The sequence below is a fragment of the Mesorhizobium sp. CNPSo 4661 genome, from assembly GCF_057784215.1.
On sequence record NZ_JBWGIO010000002.1, the window covers coordinates 38,367 to 56,464 of the forward strand.

Sequence of the window (18,098 nt, forward strand, 5' to 3'; positions counted from 1 at the left end):
TGGTGCGTTCCCTCAATCCGTCGCTGATACGCGAACCGCATGACAGAAAGAAGAAAATCCCGGTTGGCAACCTGTACACGATCAGCGAGCCGGCAAATGAACCGTGAACGCCGCGCCCTTGCCGACTTCCGACTTGATGGACAATCTTGCGTTATGACGGGTCAATATATGCTTGACGATCGAAAGGCCAAGCCCGGTGCCTTTCTGGGTGCGGCTGTTTTCGACATCGACGCGGTAGAAGCGCTCGGTGATGCGCGGGATGTGTTCTTCGGCAATGCCTGGACCATAGTCCCTTATCGTGACGTCGAAGCCCGGCTGCTCCTCGTCCTCAGCGCCGGCAATCGATACGGTGACGTGCCCGCCTGACTGGCCGTATTTGCAGGCGTTCTCGAGGAGATTCTCGAAAACCTGGAACAGTTCGTCGCGGTCGCCGGGAACGACGAGCGGCCCATCGGCGAACTCCCGCTCGATGACGATGCCGTTCTCGCGGGCCAGCGGCGCGAGGGAATCGATGACGCTGTCGATCGTCTGGCGAAGATCGACCTCCGTGCCCGGCCTCAGATAGGGTTTCATCTCCAACCGCGACAGCGAAAGCAGATCGTCGATCAGGCGGGCCATGCGGCCGGTCTGGTTCTGCATGATCTGCAGGAACTGGTCGCGCGCCGCCGGATCGTTGCGGGCCGGCCCGCGCAGCGTCTCGATGAAGCCGGCGATCGAGGCGAGCGGCGTGCGCAGCTCATGGCTGGCATTGGCGATGAAATCGGCCCGCATGCGATCGATGCGCCGCGTCTCGCTCTGGTCCTTGAACACCAGCACGTAAAGGCCAGTGGCATGGCCGACCGTGGATGCGCTGACCCGATATGTCCGTTCCACAGGCAGCTTCTCGGTATAGTCGACCGCATCGGCGGCGACCTGCCCTGACAGGATGCCGTCGAGCAGCGCCTGCATTTCCGGCGCGCGAAACTTCAAAGCCAGCGACATCCCGGGCGCCAGCCCGCCGAAGGCGGCGAAGGCGGCGGCATTGGCGTGAACCATGGCCGCTGAATGATCGAAGATGATGAGCGGATCGGCGACCGCGGCCGCCAGATACTCGCCGGAGAGCCGCTGCAGCCCGCTTGCCTCGATCGCTGCTCCCGTATCGGCCGGCTGGCGTTCGGCATCCGCGGGCAACATCGCCGCGGTCGCCAGCGCGGCCAGGGCCAGCACCAGCACATAGAAGGAGGCGCCGGCGAAGAAATAAACGGCAAGGACCGCGAGAACACCCGCGCCAAGCAGCCAGCGGTTGCGTGACAGCCGCGCCGCCAAGGCTTGCCTCTTGTTGTCTTGTCCCGCGCCCGTCTCTGCCATAGGCCCGCGCCACCGCGCATCCCGTTCGAACGGCCAGCAACTCGCTGGACCGGCCTGACGCATGGGACCCTGAAAATCAGGATCGATTTTCGCGAAGGTTCATGCGCAAAATCAAAATGCTACAGCGTTTTTGCGTCCGAATGCGCGTTGCGCTGCACACAGGCTCCATAGCATGAGTCCGCAAACTGGGAAGGTTCGTCTGGATGAAAAAGGCCAAGGAAACGGCTGAAGCGGTGCCGGCCACGGCACCGATCAAGATCAAGATCGGCGGCAAGGAGCGCGAGTTCGACATCGACGATCCGGTGCTGCCGGACTGGATCGAGGACAACAAGCTCACCGCCGGCGGCTATCCTTACGATAAGAAGATGAAAGGCGAGGAGTACGAAAAGGAGCTCGAGGGGCTGCAGATCGAACTGGTCAAGGCGCAGGCCTGGCTGCAGGCCACAGGCAAGCGGGTGATGGCGCTTTTCGAGGGCAGAGACGCGGCCGGCAAGGGCGGTACGATCTTCGTGCTGCGGCAATATATGAACCCGCGCACGGCGCGCAACGTCGCCCTGACCAAGCCGACGCCGACCGAGGCGGGGCAATGGTATTACCAGCGCTATGTCGACCATTTCCCGACTTCGGGCGAGTTCGTCACCTTCGACCGCTCCTGGTACAACCGTGCCGGCGTCGAGCCGGTCATGGGGTTCTGCACCCCGGAGCAGCACGAGAAATTCCTCGATGAGACACCGCATTTCGAACGGATGATCTGCAACGAGAACATCCATTTCTTCAAATTCTGGCTGAACATCGGCCGCGAGACGCAGCTCGAACGGTTCCACGACCGCCGCTGGTCACCGTTGAAGAATTGGAAGTTCTCGCCGATCGACATCGCCGGCGTCGGCAAGTGGGACGACTACACCAAGGCACGCGACCAGATGATCGAGCGCACGCACAAGGAGTTCTCGCCCTGGATCGTCGTGCGGGCCAACGACAAGCGCCGCGCCCGGCTCGCGGTGATCCAGCGTATCCTGCTCTCCCTGCCCTATGACGGCCGCGACCTCGACGCTGTCGGCAAGCCCGACAAGAAGATCATCGGCGAGGGACCGGAATTCCTGAAGGACTAGTGCGTTTCACCGTTTCACGGGACCGGCGAAACGCCCTATCTCTTTGTTTTTACGCAATTCCGGACGGAAAACCGCTCACACTTTTCCTGGAATTGCTCTTGTGTTGCCCTGCACCAGGAAGCGCTGGCCTGCGCAACCTGTGCCGTAATGCAGTTCCGGATCAATTGCAGCGCCGCGCGCCTTTCGGCTTGCGCGGCGCTGAGGTTTAAGCCAGGCGCTCAGGCGGCCAGGCGAGCGATGCGCTGCAGCCGCTTCAGCGTGGTGTCATCCTGAAGCGCCTGCTGGAACAGCGTGATCTCGTGGTCGATGCGGTCGCACAAGACGTCCGTATCGCCCTTGAGCAGGCTGCGCGTCTGCAGCAGTGCCGCCACAGGCTTCTTGGCCAGCTGTTTCGCCCTGGCCAGCGTTGCCTCCTCGGCGCTGCCTTGCGTCACGATCTCGCCGACAAGGCCGAGCGCCTTGGCGTCCTCGACGCCCAGCGTATCGCCCAGGCAGAAGAAGCGGAAGGCGCCGGCGTAGCCGAGCTTCTGGGGCGCCAGAATGCTGGTCGCCGCGTCCGGCACCAGGCCGAAATCCACAAACGGCACCCTGAAGGTGCTGCCCCGGGACGCGATCACCATGTCGCAGTGGAACAGGATGGTGCAGCCGACACCGACGGCATCGCCGTCGACACAGGCAAGGACCGGCTTGGGGAAGGTCGCCAACATGCGGAACATGTCAGTGACGGCGGCGATCAGCTCTCGGTGCTTGGTGGCGTCGAGGAACTCCGAGAAGTCGCCGCCAAGGCAGAAGCATCCGGCAAGACCGCGCAGCATGACGACGCGGACCTCGTCATCGACCGCCGCCTCGTGCAAGGTCCTGGCAAGGCTCGCATAGGCATGCCTGTCGAGCACCGGCCGGCCGTCATGCGAGGACACGGTGACGACCAGCGTATGGCCGCGCAGTTCCGGTTCGGGATGGAAACTCATGACCGCCTCCATCACGAAGCCTGCTTGAGGCCCAGCAGACCAGGATAGCCCCGGTTCAGCACCGGCAGGTGGTGGTTGCGGCGCGCCCGCACGACATCGAGCGTATGCTCGGTGAAGGTAAGCAGCGTCGCCACGACCTGCTGGTTGCCATAGGTGCGCTGGTAGCCGAGCGGCTTGGCCAGGAAGTGCAGCTGCAGCGCTCTGAGCACCCACATCGGCTCGAACTCGATGATGACCTGGTTGACGTTGCGCTTGAGGCCCCATTCGACGAAGCCGGCGATCAATTCGGTGCCGACCGTCGAGACGCCGCGTTTGCCGTCGCGAAAGCCCGGAGCCACCGCGTAGCGGGTCAGTTCCCAGACATTCGGTCCCGAGGGGGAGGCCCCCTCGCAGAGGTCCGACAGCACGTCGGTCAGAAGATGCGGCCGTGTGGTCGGCAGCATTCGCTGGTAGCCAGCCAGTTCGCCATTGCGGATGACGAGGTGGTGCTCGGCCTCGTCATGATCGAACTGGTCGATCTCGAGGTGGTCCGGGCGATCAAGATCGGTCCATCCCATCTCCTCGACGAAGATCTTGTAGCGCAAGCGATGGACCGCCTCCCACAGGTCGGGACGTTCCATCAGTTCCTGAGTGGTAAGGGCAAAAAGCATTAGCCGTCTCCTGGGCTTAGAGGAAGATACGGCCGTGATGTCCCTTAAAATATTGCGCGATCGCGCAGGCAAGAATTTCCAGGTCGGCACGGCCGACCTAGCTAATATAGCCGCGCCTAATCGCCTCCGCGACTGCCTGCACCCGGTTGGCTGCGCCCAGTTTGCTCTTGGCGTTAAGAAGATGTTTCTCGGAAGTGTGTTCCGAGATGCCTAAAATTTGAGATATCTCCCATTCGGACTTGCCGACAGCGGCCCATTGCAGGCACTCCCGCTCACGCGGCGTCAATTCTATGTGATCGATGATGCTTTCGGCCTTGGTGTGCAGCTGCATGGCGCGGCCGATCGCATAGGTCGACGCGAGCGAGACCATTCCGAATTCCGCATCCGACAGTTCGACGGATTCGCCGCCCAGCGAGACCATGACGATCTGGCCGTCGAGCGTGACCAGCGGAAACGCCAGGCCATCGCGCAGCTTGAACTCGCGGGCATCGCCCATGACTTCGTCGCTGCTCTTGTCGATCACGGCGTTCTTGGAAGCGTCGCGCCATTGGAACGGCGCCTGAAGCTGCTTCATGTGACTGACGACCGGATCGTGGTCGACATAGTTGCGCGCCACATAGCGCTCCAGCCAATCGCCGGGCCAATCGCAAAGCATCACATGCTGTTTCTGCTGGCCGCGCGGCGTGCCAGGCTGCGGCACGGTTCCCGCCATCAATGCGGTCAGGCCGAAGTTCGAGGTGACGCCGAGCAGCCTCTCGCAAACCGCGGCCGCGGTGCCAGCTTGCTGCAACTGGTCTATGTATTCCAGAGTTCTGTCGAACAGGCCCATCGCAACATCTACCCCATGTTGCTTCCGCTTTTTCTTTACCGACGATAGATGGACGAACACCCCTTCGCCATCAACCCCCCACTTTGCAATCTCCTCAGCTATGCCGGCAGCTTCCCCCCTTCCGGCGCGCAGGTCATTTGCAAACGCGCTAAACCATACGCTTAATTTGGCCGCTTGAAATCAAAAACCGTTGTGCCTGCCGCATTTTCATACGAAAAGCCAAGGAACGCGGACAGGCGCGGAGCCATATCGTGATCTTGCGGTGGATATTTCTGGCCCTGATGGCGGTGGTGGGCGGCGCGCTGCCGCCTGCCAGCGCGACTCAAGCGGCGGAGCCGCAGGTGCCGGTGCTGTGGGATGCCAAGGAGCGGCTGCCGAAGCCCGACCTCTCGGCGCTGCCGCGACTCAGATTCCTCACCACCACCGATTTTCCGCCCTTCAACTTCCTTGACGGCGCGGGCCGCCTGTCGGGTTTCCACATCGATCTGGCGCGGGCGATCTGCGCGGAACTGGGCGTCGTCGAGAAATGCCAGGTCCAGGCATTGCCGTGGAACGAGCTGGAGGACGCGCTCCAGAAGGGCGAAGGCGAGGCGATCATCGCCGGCATCGCCGCGACGCCGGAAAGCCGGGAGAAATACACCTTCTCGCGCTCCTATATGCAGTTTCCGGCGCGCTTCATCATGCCGAAGGCAAAGGCCTTTGCCGAGCCGATTCTCGACAAATTGCGCAGCAAGCGGGTCGGCGTCGCCGCCGGCTCGGCGCATGAGAAAATGCTGCGCGATTATTTCAAGGCCGTGCAGGTGGTGACCTTCGACACACCGCAAGGCCTCTATGCCGACCTCAAGGCCGGCAAGGTCGACGCCGCCTTCGGCGACGGCATGCGCTTTTCCTTCTGGCTGGGCGGCTCGGACGCCGCCGGCTGCTGCCGCTTCGCCGGCGGTCCGTATCTGGCGCCGGAATATCTGGGCTCGGGCATGGCGATCGCCACCCGCAAGAGCGACACCGCGCTTGCCGCCGCCTTCGACTACGCGCTGCAGGAGATCTCGATCAAGGGCACCTTCGCCGAGTTCTATCTGCGCTATTTTCCCGTCAGCTTCTTCTGAGGCTACTGAGACTCAGGTGATGCCGGCCTGACCTGAATCTCAGCGGCCTCGGTCCGTGCAATGTCAGGTGAGCGTGCGCAGGCGCGCCTTCGCCGCGCGGGCAATCGCGGCGACGGTCAGCGTGTCGAGGTCGAGCTTGAGGCGGACGAGCTGCAGCACGCGCACCTCCTCCATGCGCATTTCGAGATCGACGGCGGCAACCTCGAAGGCAGCGGCATAGGCAGTGTCGCGCAACCGCTCCGGCAGCGCCTCGGCAACACGCGCCAGCACCCCTTCCAGCCCGTCCTTGTCATGCAGCGCCTTCTGGCAGGCCTGCGCCACCGCAACCAGCCTGTCCTGGTTGAAATCGACGAACACCGGCCAGGAGCGGACGACGTCGCCGATCCGCGCCAGCTCGACATCGGTCATGTCGCGGTCGGAGGCCGATGTGATGACCATCAGGTGGATCAGCGCTTCGTGCGGGCTCAGCAAAGGCATTCAAAACTCCTAGTAGCGTGCATGTCATTTCCCCAAAACCGCGACACGCTTTGGGGTGACATGCACTTGAAAGTGAGGCTCGAACGTAGGAGCGCCATTATGGCGCCGCAAGGAAAACCACCGCAAATCGTTGACGCTCAGGTCTCTCCCGCCTAGAGACCGGTTGAAACTCTATCCGCCGCAAAGCCGGCGTCTGACCTGGAAGACAATAACATGACGGGATCAAACATCATCGATCTCACGCCCGAGATGCTTGCCGCGGCCGCCGAGAGCAAGGCCTGGCCGTTCGAGGAAGCCAAGAAAATCATCGCCCGCTACAAGGGCAAGGACTTTCCCGAGACCGTCCTGTTCGAGACCGGCTACGGCCCCTCGGGCCTGCCGCATATCGGCACCTTCGGTGAAGTGGCGCGCACGACCATGGTGCGGCATGCCTTCCGGGTGCTGACGCAAGACAAGGTCAAGACAAAGCTTTTGTGCTTCTCCGACGACATGGACGGCATGCGCAAGATCCCGGAGAACGTGCCGGACCGCGCGGCGCTGGAACCCTATTTGCATATGCCGCTGACGGCGGTGCCCAATCCGTTCGGCGGCGACTATGCGAGCTTCGCCGACCACAACAACGCGATGCTGTGCCGTTTCCTCGACACGTTCGGCTTCGACTACGAATTCGCCAGCGCGACGCGGTATTACAAGGCCGGTCGCTTCGACGAGGTGCTGCTGCGCGCCGCGGAGCGCTATGACGAGATCATGGCGGTGATGCTGCCGACGCTGGGGCCGGAGCGCCAGGCGACCTACAGCCCGTTCCTGCCGATCTCGCCGAAGAGCGGCAGAGTGCTCTACGTGCCGATGATAAATGTCGACGCCAAGGCCGGCACCATCACCTTCGACGACGAAGGCACCGAGACGACGCTGCCTGTCACCGGCGGCCATGTGAAGCTGCAGTGGAAGCCGGATTTCGGCATGCGCTGGGCAGCGCTCGGTGTCGATTTCGAGATGTTCGGCAAGGACCACCAGACCAATGCCGGGATCTATGATCGCATCTGCAACATCCTGGGCGGACGCGCGCCGGAGCATTTCGTCTACGAACTGTTCCTCGACGAGGAAGGCCAGAAGATCTCGAAGTCGAAGGGCAATGGCCTGACCATCGACGAATGGCTGACCTATGCGCCGACGGAGAGCCTCGGCCTCTACATGTACCAGCGGCCACGGCAGGCGAAGAAGCTCTATTTCGACGTCATCCCGAAGGCGGTGGACGAGTATTACGCTTTCCTTGGCGCCTATCCGCGCCAGGACTGGAAGGAACGGCTCGGCAACCCGGTCTGGCATATGCATGACGGCAACCCGCCGGCCATCGACCTGCCGGTGCCGTTCGCGCTGCTGCTCAACCTGGTCAGCGCCTCCAACGCGCATGACAAGGCGGTGCTGTGGGGCTTCATCTCGCGGCATGCGCCGGGCGTGACGCCGAAGACGCATCCGGAGCTCGACCGGCTGACCGGCTATGCGATCCGCTATTTCGACGACTTCGTGAAGCCGACCAAGGTCTACCGCGCCGCCGACGAGGTGGAGCGCGAGGCGCTGGCGAAGCTCTCCGACGCGCTCGGCGCGCTGCCGCAGGGCGCCGACGGCGAGGCGATCCAGAATGCCGCGCTCAACGTGGCGCGCAAGATCGAGCGCTATCAGGACCATTCCAAGCAGAGCCCGGAAGGGGGGCCCGGCGTGTCGGTGGCCTTCTTCCAGATGATCTACCAGGTGCTGATCGGCCAGGAGCGCGGCCCGCGCTTCGGGTCGTTCGCAGCACTCTATGGCATTGCCGAGACGCGCGCGCTTATTGAGCGGGCGCTGGCTGGTCAGTTGGCGGCGTAAGGTCGCCGCCTTCCGCCGGCAGGATGGAATCCGGGGCCTCCGGCGCCGGTCTTGACGCGGCCGGCAGCGCCGGCAGGCCGTCAAGCTTCGGCGCCGGGCCGAAAATACCCTTCCTGGCGGCGCGGGCCTTGTTCTCGGCCTCGACATAGGGACCGCCTTGCGCGGCGCGCGCCCAGCCATTTTCCACCAGCCACTGGCCGATATCCTGATTGCCGATATGGCATTCGGCGGAAATGGTGTCGCGATCGCCCTCCGGCGGCACCGTGCAGGCGACCGCCCGGCCGCGCAGGAAAGCGCGGAAGGCCGTCCTGGCACGGGCGCCGCAGGCCCAACTCTTGCCCTCGTCGCCGCAGATTTCGTCCGCCGTGACGACATCCACGCCGGAGACGGCGACGGCATAGCCCTTCGACTCGATCAGCCCGGCGGCGGTGGCGACCGGCTGGAACAATTTCGTGCCGTTCCAGTCGCCTGGCATCTTCGTCTTGGGCGGCTTGGGCGGCCCGGCCAGCGCCAGATCGCTGAGCGGCGCACGCGGTTCCACCCGTTCGAGTTCCTGGTCCGACAGTTCCGGCGGCGCCACGGTTTCGGGATCGATGGCCCTCGAATGAACGGCTGGCTGCGGAGCGGCAGGCGCCGGAATGGCCGAGGTCGCCGGTTCTTCCGGCGGCGTCTCAGCGCCTGGATCTGCAAGCGCGTCCGGATCGATCCGATCCACCGCGATCGTGCTGTCATGGCCTTTGATTGCGCGCCCGCCGGTCACGACAAGCGCCGCCATCACCGGTATTGCCAGAACGGCAAAAGCTGCTTGAAGAAGCCGCACCGGTCCGGACCTACTGGCTCGCCCAGACGATGCGCGCCACCCATTCGATATCGCGCGTCGGGATGTCGCGGTCCGGGTGAGCCGGATTGAGCGAGACCAGCACGATCGATTTCACCGTCTGCCGGTCGAGCACCTTGGCCATCACTTCGCCGGCGGTAGTCTTGACGACGACACGGTCGCCCTTGCGGGTCGGCGCCCCGGGCTCGACGATCAGCACGTCGCCATTGCGGTAAAGCGGCAGCATGGAATCGCCTTGCACCTGCAGCGCGTAGGACGTCTCGGTCGCCCGCGCCGGAAGCTCGACCAGATCCCAGCCCTGCCCCGCCGGATAGCCGGCATCGTCGAAGAAGCCCCCCGCGCCGGCCTGGGCGAAACCGAGCAACGGCACCGCGCTGCGATGCTGGGCAATGGCTGCGGCGCCGCGTCCTTCGACCAGTCCGGTGAATTCCTCCAGCGACGCGCCGGTGGCCTCGATGATCTTGGCCAGCGATTCCGTCGAGGGCCAGCGCGGCCGGCCGTCGGAAGACAGGCGCTTCGATTTGTTGAAGGCCGTCGAATCGAGGCCGGCGCGCCGGGCAAGGCCGGAAGCCGACAGCGAATAGCGCTCGGCGAGAGCGTCTATTGCGGCCCATACGCGGTCGTGTGAGAGCACGCGCGCTCTCCCTCAAAACAGGAAAAAATGCCTCAGCCTGTCTAGCGTGCGACCGCACCATTGTCCACCGGTAGCGGCGGGCCGGGCTAGAAAGTGATCCGCCGGCTCGGCAAATCAGCCTCACTCGCTTCGAAACGTGATCAGGCCGCCTTGGCCTGTTCGCGCAAATTCCGGTGCGAAAGCATGAAGGCCCGCTCGGGTTCGGTCGGCGGGCGTGGGCTGGCGGCGTGGCCAAGCGCCGCGACGACCTCGTCGATGTCGAGGAAGCGGCGACCGCCGCGGTCATAGACGCCGCCCGTCGTCAGGATCAGCGCCGCCGTCTCGCCGCCATCGAGCACGAAACGATGCCTGCCGATCACCGACGTGCCTTCCCAGGTCTCGATCGACGAGACCACCTCGAAGCGGCGCCGCAGCTTGATCTCGCGCACATAGCCCACCTGCAGCCCGCCGATCATCGGCGCCCAGCCGTTCTTGCGCGCAAGCGCGATGAGGCCGACGCGCAGGAAGATGTCGATGCGCCTACAGCGCCGCGCGTCCTATTGGATGCGCAAAGGACGCTGTAGCACTTTGAGTGGCGCATGATCCTTTCCGAAATCGATTCCGATTTCGGGGTCATGCGCAAGATCGGCCAACATCATGTAGCGGGCGTTGTTGAGATGCAGGTTGAAGTCGATGTCGATCGGCAGGCAGCGAAAGGCCAGCCGGCTTTCATCGCCGACCCGGTAAGGGCCACGGCTCGATGCCGTGGCCATGGTGCGGGCCATTCGCCCCCAGACATACATGCTGGTTGATCAGGCCGCCTGCTTTACCTCGCCCTTCTGGTAAGGGTCGAAGCGCTGGTAGAAGGTCTCGCCCTTCTCGGCCATGTCGAGCAGAAGCTTCGACGCCTTGAACTCGGCGCCATACTTCTTCTGCAGGCCCTTGGCGATCTTGACGAAACGCTTGGCGCCGATGCCGTCGATGTAGGACAGCGCGCCGCCGGTGAAGGGCGCGAAGCCGAAGGCGAGGATCGAGCCGACATCCGCCTCGCGCGGATCCGTGACGATGCCTTCCTCCATCACACGCGCCGCTTCCAGCGCGATGGTGACCAAGAGGCGCTGCTTCAGCTCCTCATAGTCGACCTTGTCGGGGTTGAGCTGCGGATAGAGATCCTTCAGGCCCGGCCACAGCTTCTTCTTCGCCGGCTTGGCCGGATAGTCGTAGAAACCCTTGCCATTCTTGCGGCCGAAGCGGCCATGCGTGTCGACCATGGTGTTGATCAGCGCCATCTGCCTGGGATCGACGGCCTTCTCGCCGAGATCCCTGATGGTCTGCTTCATGATCTTCTGGGCAAGGTCGACCGCCGTCTCGTCGGTCAGCGCCAGCGGGCCGACCGGCATGCCGGCGGCCTTGGCGGCATTCTCGATCATCGGCGCCGGCACACCCTCAATCAGCATCTTGTAGGCTTCCGACATGTAGCGCAGCACGCAGCGGTTGACGTAGAAGCCGCGCGTGTCGTTGACGACGATCGGCGTCTTCTTGATGGCGCGCACGAAGTCGAAGGCGACGGCCAAGGCCTTGTCGCCGGTCTTCTTGCCGAGAATGATCTCGACCAGCATCATCTTGTCGACCGGCGAGAAGAAATGGATGCCAATGAAGTTCTTCGGCCGCGACGAGTTCTTCGCCAGAGCGGTGATGGGAATCGTCGAGGTGTTGGAAGCGAAGATCGCCGACGATTTCAGCACCGCTTCCGCCTTCTCGGTGGCTTCCTTCTTGACGTTCGAATCCTCGAAGACCGCCTCGACGACGAGATCGCAGCCGGCAAGGTCGGCATAGTCCGCCGTCGGCGTGATCAGCGACAGGAGCTTGTCCTTGTCTTCGGGTTTGGCGCGGCCCTTCTTGACCTGGTCGGCCATCAGGCTGTCGGAATGCGCCTTCCCCTTCTCGGCCGACGGCAGATCGCGGTCGAGCAGCACCACCGGAATCCCGGCTCGCGCGGTGACATAGGCGATACCCGCGCCCATGAAGCCGGCGCCGATTATGCCGATCTTCTTGAACTTGGTGTCCGGCACGCCGGTGGGGCGGCGTGCGCCCTTGTTCAACTCCTGCAGCGACAGGAACAGCGAGCGGATCATCGCCGCCGCTTCCTTGGACTGCATGATCTCGGTGAAATAGCGCTGCTCGATCCTGAGCGCGGTATCGAACGGCACCAGCAGGCCTTCATAGACGCATTTCAGGATCGCGGCCGCGGCCGGATAATTGCCGTAGGTTTCGCGGCGCAGGATGGCGATCGCCGGCGGCCAGAGATTGGCGCCGGCCGCCGAATAGATCGGACCGCCCGGCAGCTTGAAACCCTTCTCGTCCCAGGGCGCCACCGGCTTCAGGCCGTTCCTGATCATCGCCTTGGCGGTCTCGACGAGTTTCGAAGGCTCGGCGATCTCGTGGATCAGGCCCATCGCCTTCGCCTTCTGCGGCGTCAGGTTCTGTCCGGTGGTCAGCATCTGCAGCGCCTGCTGCTGGTCGGTCAGCCGCGGCACGCGCTGGGTGCCGCCGGCGCCCGGGAAGATGCCGATCTTCACCTCGGGAAGCGCCATTTTCACCTTGTCGGAATCAGCGGCGACGCGGCCGTGGCAGGCGAGCGACATCTCGAAGGCGCCGCCCATGCAGGTGCCGTTGATCGCCGAGACAAACGGCTTGCCGCAGGTCTCGATCTTGCGGAAAAGGCCGGTCATGTAGCCGGCATTCTCGAACAGCGCCTTGGTCGCCTTCTCGAGGTCTTTCTCCTTGTCGACGGCAAAGGTGGCCAGCATCTTCTGCAGCATCGTGATGTCGGCGCCGCCGGAGAAAGAGTCCTTGCCCGACGTGATGACCGCGCCCTTGATGGCGGCATCGCCGGCCACATGATCGACGATGGCGTTCAACTCGCGCATCACCTCCTCGGTGAACACGTTCATCGAGCGGTCCGGCATGTTCCAGGTGATCAGCGCGATGCCGCCGGCGTCGATGTCGAGGGTGAAATTGGTGTAGCTCATCTCTTCTCTCCCCGTCAGACGCGTTCGATGATGGTGGCGGTGCCCATGCCGGCGCCGATGCAGAGCGTGACCAGCGCGGTGTTCAGGTCGCGGCGTTCCAGCTCATCCAGCACCGTGCCCAGGATCATGGCGCCGGTAGCGCCGAGCGGATGGCCCATGGCGATCGCGCCGCCATTGACGTTGATCTTGTCGTGCGGGATCTCGAAAGCCTGCATGTAGCGCAGCACGACGGAAGCGAAGGCCTCGTTGAGCTCGAACAGGTCGATGTCCGACAGCTTCATCTTGGCGCGCTTCAACAGCTTCTCGGTGACGTCGACCGGACCGGTCAGCATCAGCACCGGTTCCGAGCCGATATTGGCGAAGGCGCGGATGCGCGCGCGGGGTTTGATACCCATGGTTTTCCCGGCCTTCTTCGAGCCGAGCAGCACGGCGGCGGCGCCATCGACGATACCGGAGGAATTGCCGGCGTGGTGGACGTGGTTGACCTCCTCGACCTCCGGATGCTTCTGCACGGCGACCGCGTCGAAGCCGCCCATCTCGCCGGGCATGACGAAGGACGGGTTGAGCGAAGCCAGCGACTGCATGTCGGTCGAGGGCCGCATGTGCTCGTCATGGTCGAGAATGGTGAGCCCGTTCTGGTCCTTGATCGGGATCACCGACTTCTTGAAGCGGCCATCGGCCCAGGATTTCGCGGCGCGCTTCTGGCTCTCGACCGCATAGGCGTCGACATCGTCGCGGGAAAAGCCGTATTTGGTGGCGATCAGATCGGCCGAGATACCCTGCGGCACGAACCAGCCGGGCAGGCCGACGGAGGGGTCCATGAACCAGGCGCCGCCGGACATGCCCATGCCGACGCGCGACATGGATTCGACGCCGCCGGCAATAACGATCTCGTCCGCCCCTTGCGCGATCTTGGCGGCGCCGAAATTGATGGCGTCGAGACCCGAGGCGCAGAAGCGCGAGATCTGCATGCCGGGCGCCGAGGTCGCGTAGCCGGCCTCGAAGGCCGCGGCGCGCGGAATGACGGAGCCCGCCTCGCCGACCGGATCGACGCAGCCGAAGATGATGTCGTCGACAGTGCCGGTGTCGAGCCCGTTGCGATCGCGCAGTGCCTCGAGCGTCCTGGCGGCGAGCCTGACCGCCGGCACCTCGTGCAGCGAGCCATCCTTCTTGCCCTTGCCGCGCGGCGTGCGCACGGCGTCATAGACGTAAGCCTCAGTCATTTTCGTGCTCCTTGGCTTTGCCGGCCGCCACGCTTAGAGAGAGCGCCCGATCAGCAATTTCATGATTTCGTTGGTGCCGCCGTAGATGCGCTGGACGCGGGCGTCGCGGTACATGCGGGCGATCGGATATTCATTCATGTAGCCATAGCCACCGTGCAGTTGAAGGCATTCGTCGACGACTTTGCCCTGCAGGTCGGAAAGCCAGTATTTGGCCATCGAGGCGGTGACCGGATCGAGGCCGCCATCGATATGGCGGGCGACGCAGTCATTGTAGAAGACGCGGCCGATCGTGGCCTCGGTCTTCAATTCGGCCAGCTTGAACTGGGTGTTCTGGAAATCGATGACGGCCTTGCCGAAGGCCTTGCGTTCCTTGACGTAGTCGATCGTGAGCGCCAGCGCCCGCTCGATCATGGCGATCGCCCCGGTACCGATCTGCAACCGCTCCTGCGGCAGTTGCTGCATCAGCTGGACGAAGCCCTTGCCTTCCTCGTGGCCGAGCAGGTTCGAGGTCGGCACGCGCACATCGTTGAAGAACAGCTCGGACGTGTCGTTCGACTTCAGCCCTATCTTGTCGAGGTTGCGGCCGCGCTCGAAGCCCTCGACCTCGTCGGTCTCGACGACGATCAGCGAGGTGCCCTTGGCGCCCTTTTCCGGATCGGTCTTGGTGACGACGATGATCAGGTTGGCGAGCTGGCCGTTGGTGATGAAGGTTTTCGAGCCGCTGATCTTGTAATGATTGCCGTCCTTCTCGGCGCGCGTCTTCACGCCCTGCAGGTCGGAGCCGGCGCCGGGCTCCGTCATGGCGATGGCGCCGATCAGCTCACCGGTCGCAAGCTTGCGCAGCCATTTCTGTTTCTGCTCCTCGGAGCCGTAATGCAGGATGTAGGGTGCTACGATCGAATTGTGCAGGCCGATGCCGAAGCCGTCGACGCCGACATGGCCGATCGCCTCGATGATGGCGCTCTCATGGGCGAAAGTGCCGCCCGAGCCGCCGTATTTCTCCGGCATCGAGGCGCAGAGCAGACCAGCGGCTCCGGCCTTCAGCCAGCTCTCGCGATCAAACATCTCGTTCTTCTCGAACTCGTCGTAGCGCGGCGCGATCTCCTCCGCCATGAAGCGGGACGCCATGTCGTAGAGCATGCCGACCTCGTCCGCCGCCCATGCGGGCTTCGGCAGGCCAAGAATTTCGGCTGGATTTGTCGCCACGATTTCCTCCGCGTTCCGACAATTGTGGGCCGGCGGTGCCGGCCCGCCAAACCTAGAACGCTTCCGCCGGCAGCGCCATCAGCGTGTCCGCGCCACTGGAAATGCGGGCAAGCCGCGTTGCCGTTTCCGGCATGACGCGCTCCATGAAGAAGCGCGCGGTCACCAGCTTGGTGTCGTAGAAGGGCGAGCCCCCGTTGGCCCCATCCGCCAACTTCGCCTGTGCGGATTTCGCCATCTGCGCCCACATGTAGCCCAGCGCCACCAGGCCGAAGAGATGCATGTAGTCGGTGGAGGCGGCACCGGCATTGTCGGGCTTGGCCATCGCGTTCTGCACCAGCCACATGGTGGCCGCCTGCAGGTCGTTGAGGCCCTTCTTCAGCGACTTGGTGAAGGGCGCCATCTTCTCGTCGGCGCGGTTTTCCTCGCAGAACTCGCCGACTTCCTTGAAGAAGGCCTGCACCGCGCGGCCGCCATTCTGCGCCAGCTTGCGGCCGACGAGGTCGAGCGCCTGGATGCCGTTGGCGCCTTCATAGATCATGGCGATGCGGGCATCGCGCACGAACTGGCTCATGCCGTGCTCTTCGATGTAGCCGTGGCCGCCGAACACCTGCTGCGCCATCACCGCGTGATCGAAACCCTTGTCGGTGAGCACGCCCTTGACCACCGGCGTCATGAGGCCGGTGTAATCGTCGGCCGCCTGGCGGTCCTTGTCGTCACCGGAGCGATGCGCGACGTCGGACTTGATAGCCGTCCACAGCGCCAGCGCGCGGCCGGCCTCGTTGAAGGCCTTCATGGTCATCAGCGAGCGGCGGATGTCGGGATGGACGATGATCGGGTCGGCTTTCTTGTCCGGCGCCTTGGCACCCGACAGCGAACGGCCCTGCAGGCGGTCCCTGGCGTAGGAAACGGCATTCTGATAGGCGATCTCGGAGACCGAAAGCCCCTGCAGGCCGACACCGAGGCGGGCCTCGTTCATCATCGTGAACATGGCCTTCAGGCCGCCATTCAATTCGCCGAGCAGCGTGCCCTCGGCCTCGTCATAGTTCATGACGCAGGTCGAGTTGCCGTGAATGCCCATCTTCTCCTCGATCGAACCGCAGGAGAGCGTGTTGCGCTCGCCGGGATTTCCCGAGGCATCGAGCTTGAACTTCGGCACGATGAACAGCGAAATGCCCTTCACGCCTTCCGGCGCGCCCTCGGCGCGGGCCAGCACCAGGTGGACGATGTTGTCCGACATGTCGTGCTCGCCGGCGGAGATGAAGATCTTCTGGCCGGAAATCCTGTAGGTGCCGTCACCATTGGGAGCGGCCTTGGTGCGCAACAGGCCGAGATCGGTGCCGCAATGCGGCTCGGTCAGGTTCATGGTGCCGGTCCAGGTGCCTCCGATCAGCCTGGGCAGCCATGTGGCCTTCTGTTCGTCCGTGCCGTGGGTGACGATGGCCGCGATCGCGCCTTGCGTCAGGCCGGGATACATCATCAGCGCCATGTTGGCGGAGATCATGTATTCGGAGACGGCGGTGTGGACGGCATAAGGCAGGCCCTGGCCGCCGAACTCGGCAGGTGCCGCAAGCCCCATCCAGCCGCCTTCGCGATACTGGTCGTAAGCGTCCTTGAAGCCCTTGGGAGTCGTCACCGAGCCGTCGTCATGGCGCACGCAGCCTTCCATGTCGCCGACGCGGTTCAGCGGATGCATGACGTTTTCGGCAAGCTTGGCGCCCTCCGCGAGGATCGCCTCGAGCACGTCGGGCGTCGCGTCCGAGAAGCCCGGAAGGTTGGAATAGCGCTGATAGCCCAGCACGTCGTTGAGAACGAACAGCGTATCCTGGATCGGCGCCCTGTAGATCGTCATGCCTTCCTCCACCCTTATAGTGCCGGCCGGCAAGTTGCCTGTCCTGGACAGGAGACCGGGCCAATGTCGATGCCCCGATAGCAAATATTGACGTTTGCGTAAACGTCAACTTCGTCGCAGCCAAAAATTTATGTGAGCGGTCAGGCATTGTGGCGACAAAAAAGCCGCGCGGCTATGGCCACGCGGCTTCTACGTCCGGGGTGTTTCCGGAGAGCGGGCGATCAGCCGGCGGCGCTGGCCTGCGCCGGCGCGGCGCGCTCGACGAGCATCTGACGCACGACCGACATCGAGTTGCTCAGCTCGCCGATAGCATCGTCGATCAGCGCCCGCTGCTTCTGCAGGCGGGCGAGCTGCTTCTCCGACTTGTCGAGCGCCAGCCGCAACTGCTTGGTGTTGGTGCCGCTCGGATCGTAAAGGTCCATCATCTGCTTGACGTCGCGCAGCGAGAACCCGACCTTGCGGCCGAGCAGGATCAGCTTCAGCCGGGCCTTGTCGCGGCGTGTATAGAGACGGGTCGAGCCATCGCGATGCGGATTGAGCAGGCCCTTGTCTTCATAGAAACGCAGCGTGCGCAACGTCACGCCGTATTTCTTGGCCATCTCGCCGATGCGGACGAATTCCTCGCCGGCTTCGACCGGTATGTCATTGGTATTGGCCGCGGCCTCGCCGGGCGAAACAAGTTTCATGGTCACTGGCTTTCCCCTGGTGGCGTCGCGGTCGCGGACCAAGCGTCGCCTGAATGGAAGCGGGGGCGTGCTTCCAATCGTGGTTGCAACAAGTCAATCGCAAGAGGCACGGCTTCGCACCTTTTACGTTTACGTCAATTCTATATCGACAGCAGCAGGGTGACGCAAGGGCGTTGTCGAAACGGACCTTTATGCCGCACCCGGATACCAGCTTGTCAGGCGGCTCACGATTTATGCGCGACTTCTTAAGCTTGGTTAACGCCTTGTTTACCACGTTGGGCGAAATGTGCGCATGTCGGTCACCC

15 protein-coding genes and 1 pseudogene are annotated in these 18,098 nt (G+C 63.6%); 3 read left to right on the forward strand and 13 right to left on the reverse strand.

Annotation, left to right across the window (positions count from 1 at the left end; all coding sequences use genetic code 11):
- Positions 1–81: 81 nt before the first annotated feature.
- Complete coding sequence (locus AC0YKC_RS02220) at positions 82–1,347, reverse strand: ATP-binding protein (protein ID WP_320297677.1); 1,266 nt, start codon at positions 1,345–1,347, stop codon at positions 82–84.
- A 203-nt stretch (positions 1,348–1,550) separates the two neighbouring features.
- On the opposite strand from AC0YKC_RS02220, the gene ppk2 reads away from it, so the two are divergent.
- On the forward strand, positions 1,551–2,456 hold the full coding sequence (gene ppk2 / locus AC0YKC_RS02225) for a polyphosphate kinase 2 (protein ID WP_320297678.1): 906 nt from the start codon (positions 1,551–1,553) through the stop codon (positions 2,454–2,456).
- A 218-nt stretch (positions 2,457–2,674) separates the two neighbouring features.
- Here the strand turns inward: ppk2 and AC0YKC_RS02230 are convergent, their stop codons facing one another.
- The 3 genes from AC0YKC_RS02230 to AC0YKC_RS02240 form a co-directional block, all read right to left on the reverse strand.
- Positions 2,675–3,424 carry an enoyl-CoA hydratase-related protein gene (locus tag AC0YKC_RS02230; protein WP_434725176.1) on the reverse strand — a complete coding sequence of 250 codons (750 nt, stop codon included), beginning with the start codon at positions 3,422–3,424 and terminating at the stop codon, positions 2,675–2,677.
- Between the two features lie 11 nt (positions 3,425–3,435).
- Positions 3,436–4,074, reverse strand: coding sequence for an acyl-homoserine-lactone synthase (locus tag AC0YKC_RS02235; RefSeq protein ID WP_320297680.1), 639 nt, complete (start codon positions 4,072–4,074; stop codon positions 3,436–3,438).
- A gap of 97 nt (positions 4,075–4,171) precedes the next feature.
- Positions 4,172–4,903, reverse strand: coding sequence for a helix-turn-helix transcriptional regulator (locus tag AC0YKC_RS02240; protein ID WP_320297803.1), 732 nt, complete (start codon positions 4,901–4,903; stop codon positions 4,172–4,174).
- A gap of 281 nt (positions 4,904–5,184) precedes the next feature.
- Here AC0YKC_RS02240 and AC0YKC_RS02245 point away from each other — a divergent pair, with 281 nt between their 5' ends.
- Complete coding sequence (locus AC0YKC_RS02245; RefSeq protein ID WP_488510307.1) at positions 5,185–6,006, forward strand: ABC transporter substrate-binding protein; 822 nt, start codon at positions 5,185–5,187, stop codon at positions 6,004–6,006.
- A 63-nt stretch (positions 6,007–6,069) separates the two neighbouring features.
- Here the strand turns inward: AC0YKC_RS02245 and AC0YKC_RS02250 are convergent, their stop codons facing one another.
- Positions 6,070–6,483, reverse strand: coding sequence for a tellurite resistance TerB family protein (locus AC0YKC_RS02250; RefSeq protein WP_488509693.1), 414 nt, complete (start codon positions 6,481–6,483; stop codon positions 6,070–6,072).
- Positions 6,484–6,696: 213 nt separating this feature from the next.
- Between AC0YKC_RS02250 and AC0YKC_RS02255 the strand changes: the two genes are divergently transcribed.
- Positions 6,697–8,346 (forward strand): lysine--tRNA ligase, encoded by a 1,650-nt coding sequence (locus AC0YKC_RS02255; protein ID WP_488509696.1) that lies wholly within the window; start codon positions 6,697–6,699, stop codon positions 8,344–8,346.
- On the opposite strand, the gene AC0YKC_RS02260 is transcribed toward AC0YKC_RS02255, so the two are convergent.
- The 8 genes and pseudogenes from AC0YKC_RS02260 to AC0YKC_RS02295 all read right to left on the reverse strand — a co-directional run bounded on the left by AC0YKC_RS02260 (position 8,309) and on the right by AC0YKC_RS02295 (position 17,793).
- Positions 8,309–9,166, reverse strand: a complete 858-nt coding sequence (locus tag AC0YKC_RS02260; RefSeq protein WP_488509699.1) for a thermonuclease family protein — start codon at positions 9,164–9,166, stop codon at positions 8,309–8,311. The two genes, AC0YKC_RS02255 and AC0YKC_RS02260, sit on opposite strands and share 38 nt — an antisense overlap.
- Positions 9,167–9,176: 10 nt before the next feature.
- Positions 9,177–9,818: a S24 family peptidase gene (locus AC0YKC_RS02265; protein WP_488509701.1), complete on the reverse strand. Its 642-nt coding sequence runs from the start codon at positions 9,816–9,818 to the stop codon at positions 9,177–9,179.
- A gap of 140 nt (positions 9,819–9,958) precedes the next feature.
- Positions 9,959–10,600: pseudogene (locus tag AC0YKC_RS02270) on the reverse strand (thioesterase family protein).
- A 9-nt stretch (positions 10,601–10,609) separates the two neighbouring features.
- A complete protein-coding gene (locus tag AC0YKC_RS02275; protein WP_488509703.1) occupies positions 10,610–12,829 on the reverse strand; it encodes a 3-hydroxyacyl-CoA dehydrogenase NAD-binding domain-containing protein in 2,220 nt (739 codons plus the stop codon).
- A gap of 14 nt (positions 12,830–12,843) precedes the next feature.
- On the reverse strand, positions 12,844–14,052 hold the full coding sequence (locus AC0YKC_RS02280) for an acetyl-CoA C-acetyltransferase (RefSeq protein ID WP_488509706.1): 1,209 nt from the start codon (positions 14,050–14,052) through the stop codon (positions 12,844–12,846).
- A gap of 33 nt (positions 14,053–14,085) precedes the next feature.
- Positions 14,086–15,258, reverse strand: a complete 1,173-nt coding sequence (locus tag AC0YKC_RS02285) for an acyl-CoA dehydrogenase family protein (RefSeq protein ID WP_488509708.1) — start codon at positions 15,256–15,258, stop codon at positions 14,086–14,088.
- 52 nt (positions 15,259–15,310) lie between these two features.
- Positions 15,311–17,107, reverse strand: coding sequence for an acyl-CoA dehydrogenase (locus AC0YKC_RS02290; protein WP_488509710.1), 1,797 nt, complete (start codon positions 17,105–17,107; stop codon positions 15,311–15,313).
- A gap of 221 nt (positions 17,108–17,328) precedes the next feature.
- Entirely contained in the window at positions 17,329–17,793 is a 465-nt protein-coding gene (locus AC0YKC_RS02295) for a MerR family transcriptional regulator (protein ID WP_320297805.1), read from the reverse strand.
- Between the last annotated feature and the right edge of the window lie 305 nt (positions 17,794–18,098).

Excerpts from the sequence above, each read along its gene's own strand:
- AC0YKC_RS02235 (WP_320297680.1), bottom strand. The coding sequence starts at position 4,074 with ATGCTTTTTGCCCTTACCACTCAGGAACTGATGGAACGTCCCGACCTG.
- AC0YKC_RS02245 (WP_488510307.1), top strand. The coding sequence starts at position 5,185 with ATGGCGGTGGTGGGCGGCGCGCTGCCGCCTGCCAGCGCGACTCAAGCG.
- AC0YKC_RS02255 (WP_488509696.1), top strand. The coding sequence starts at position 6,697 with ATGACGGGATCAAACATCATCGATCTCACGCCCGAGATGCTTGCCGCG.
- AC0YKC_RS02250 (WP_488509693.1), bottom strand. The coding sequence starts at position 6,483 with ATGCCTTTGCTGAGCCCGCACGAAGCGCTGATCCACCTGATGGTCATC.
- AC0YKC_RS02275 (WP_488509703.1), bottom strand. The coding sequence starts at position 12,829 with ATGAGCTACACCAATTTCACCCTCGACATCGACGCCGGCGGCATCGCG.
- AC0YKC_RS02240 (WP_320297803.1), bottom strand. The coding sequence starts at position 4,903 with ATGGGCCTGTTCGACAGAACTCTGGAATACATAGACCAGTTGCAGCAA.
- AC0YKC_RS02220 (WP_320297677.1), bottom strand. The coding sequence starts at position 1,347 with ATGGCAGAGACGGGCGCGGGACAAGACAACAAGAGGCAAGCCTTGGCG.
- AC0YKC_RS02280 (WP_488509706.1), bottom strand. The coding sequence starts at position 14,052 with ATGACTGAGGCTTACGTCTATGACGCCGTGCGCACGCCGCGCGGCAAG.
- AC0YKC_RS02230 (WP_434725176.1), bottom strand. The coding sequence starts at position 3,424 with ATGAGTTTCCATCCCGAACCGGAACTGCGCGGCCATACGCTGGTCGTC.
- ppk2 (WP_320297678.1), top strand. The coding sequence starts at position 1,551 with ATGAAAAAGGCCAAGGAAACGGCTGAAGCGGTGCCGGCCACGGCACCG.
- AC0YKC_RS02290 (WP_488509710.1), bottom strand. The coding sequence starts at position 17,107 with ATGACGATCTACAGGGCGCCGATCCAGGATACGCTGTTCGTTCTCAAC.
- AC0YKC_RS02295 (WP_320297805.1), bottom strand. The coding sequence starts at position 17,793 with ATGAAACTTGTTTCGCCCGGCGAGGCCGCGGCCAATACCAATGACATA.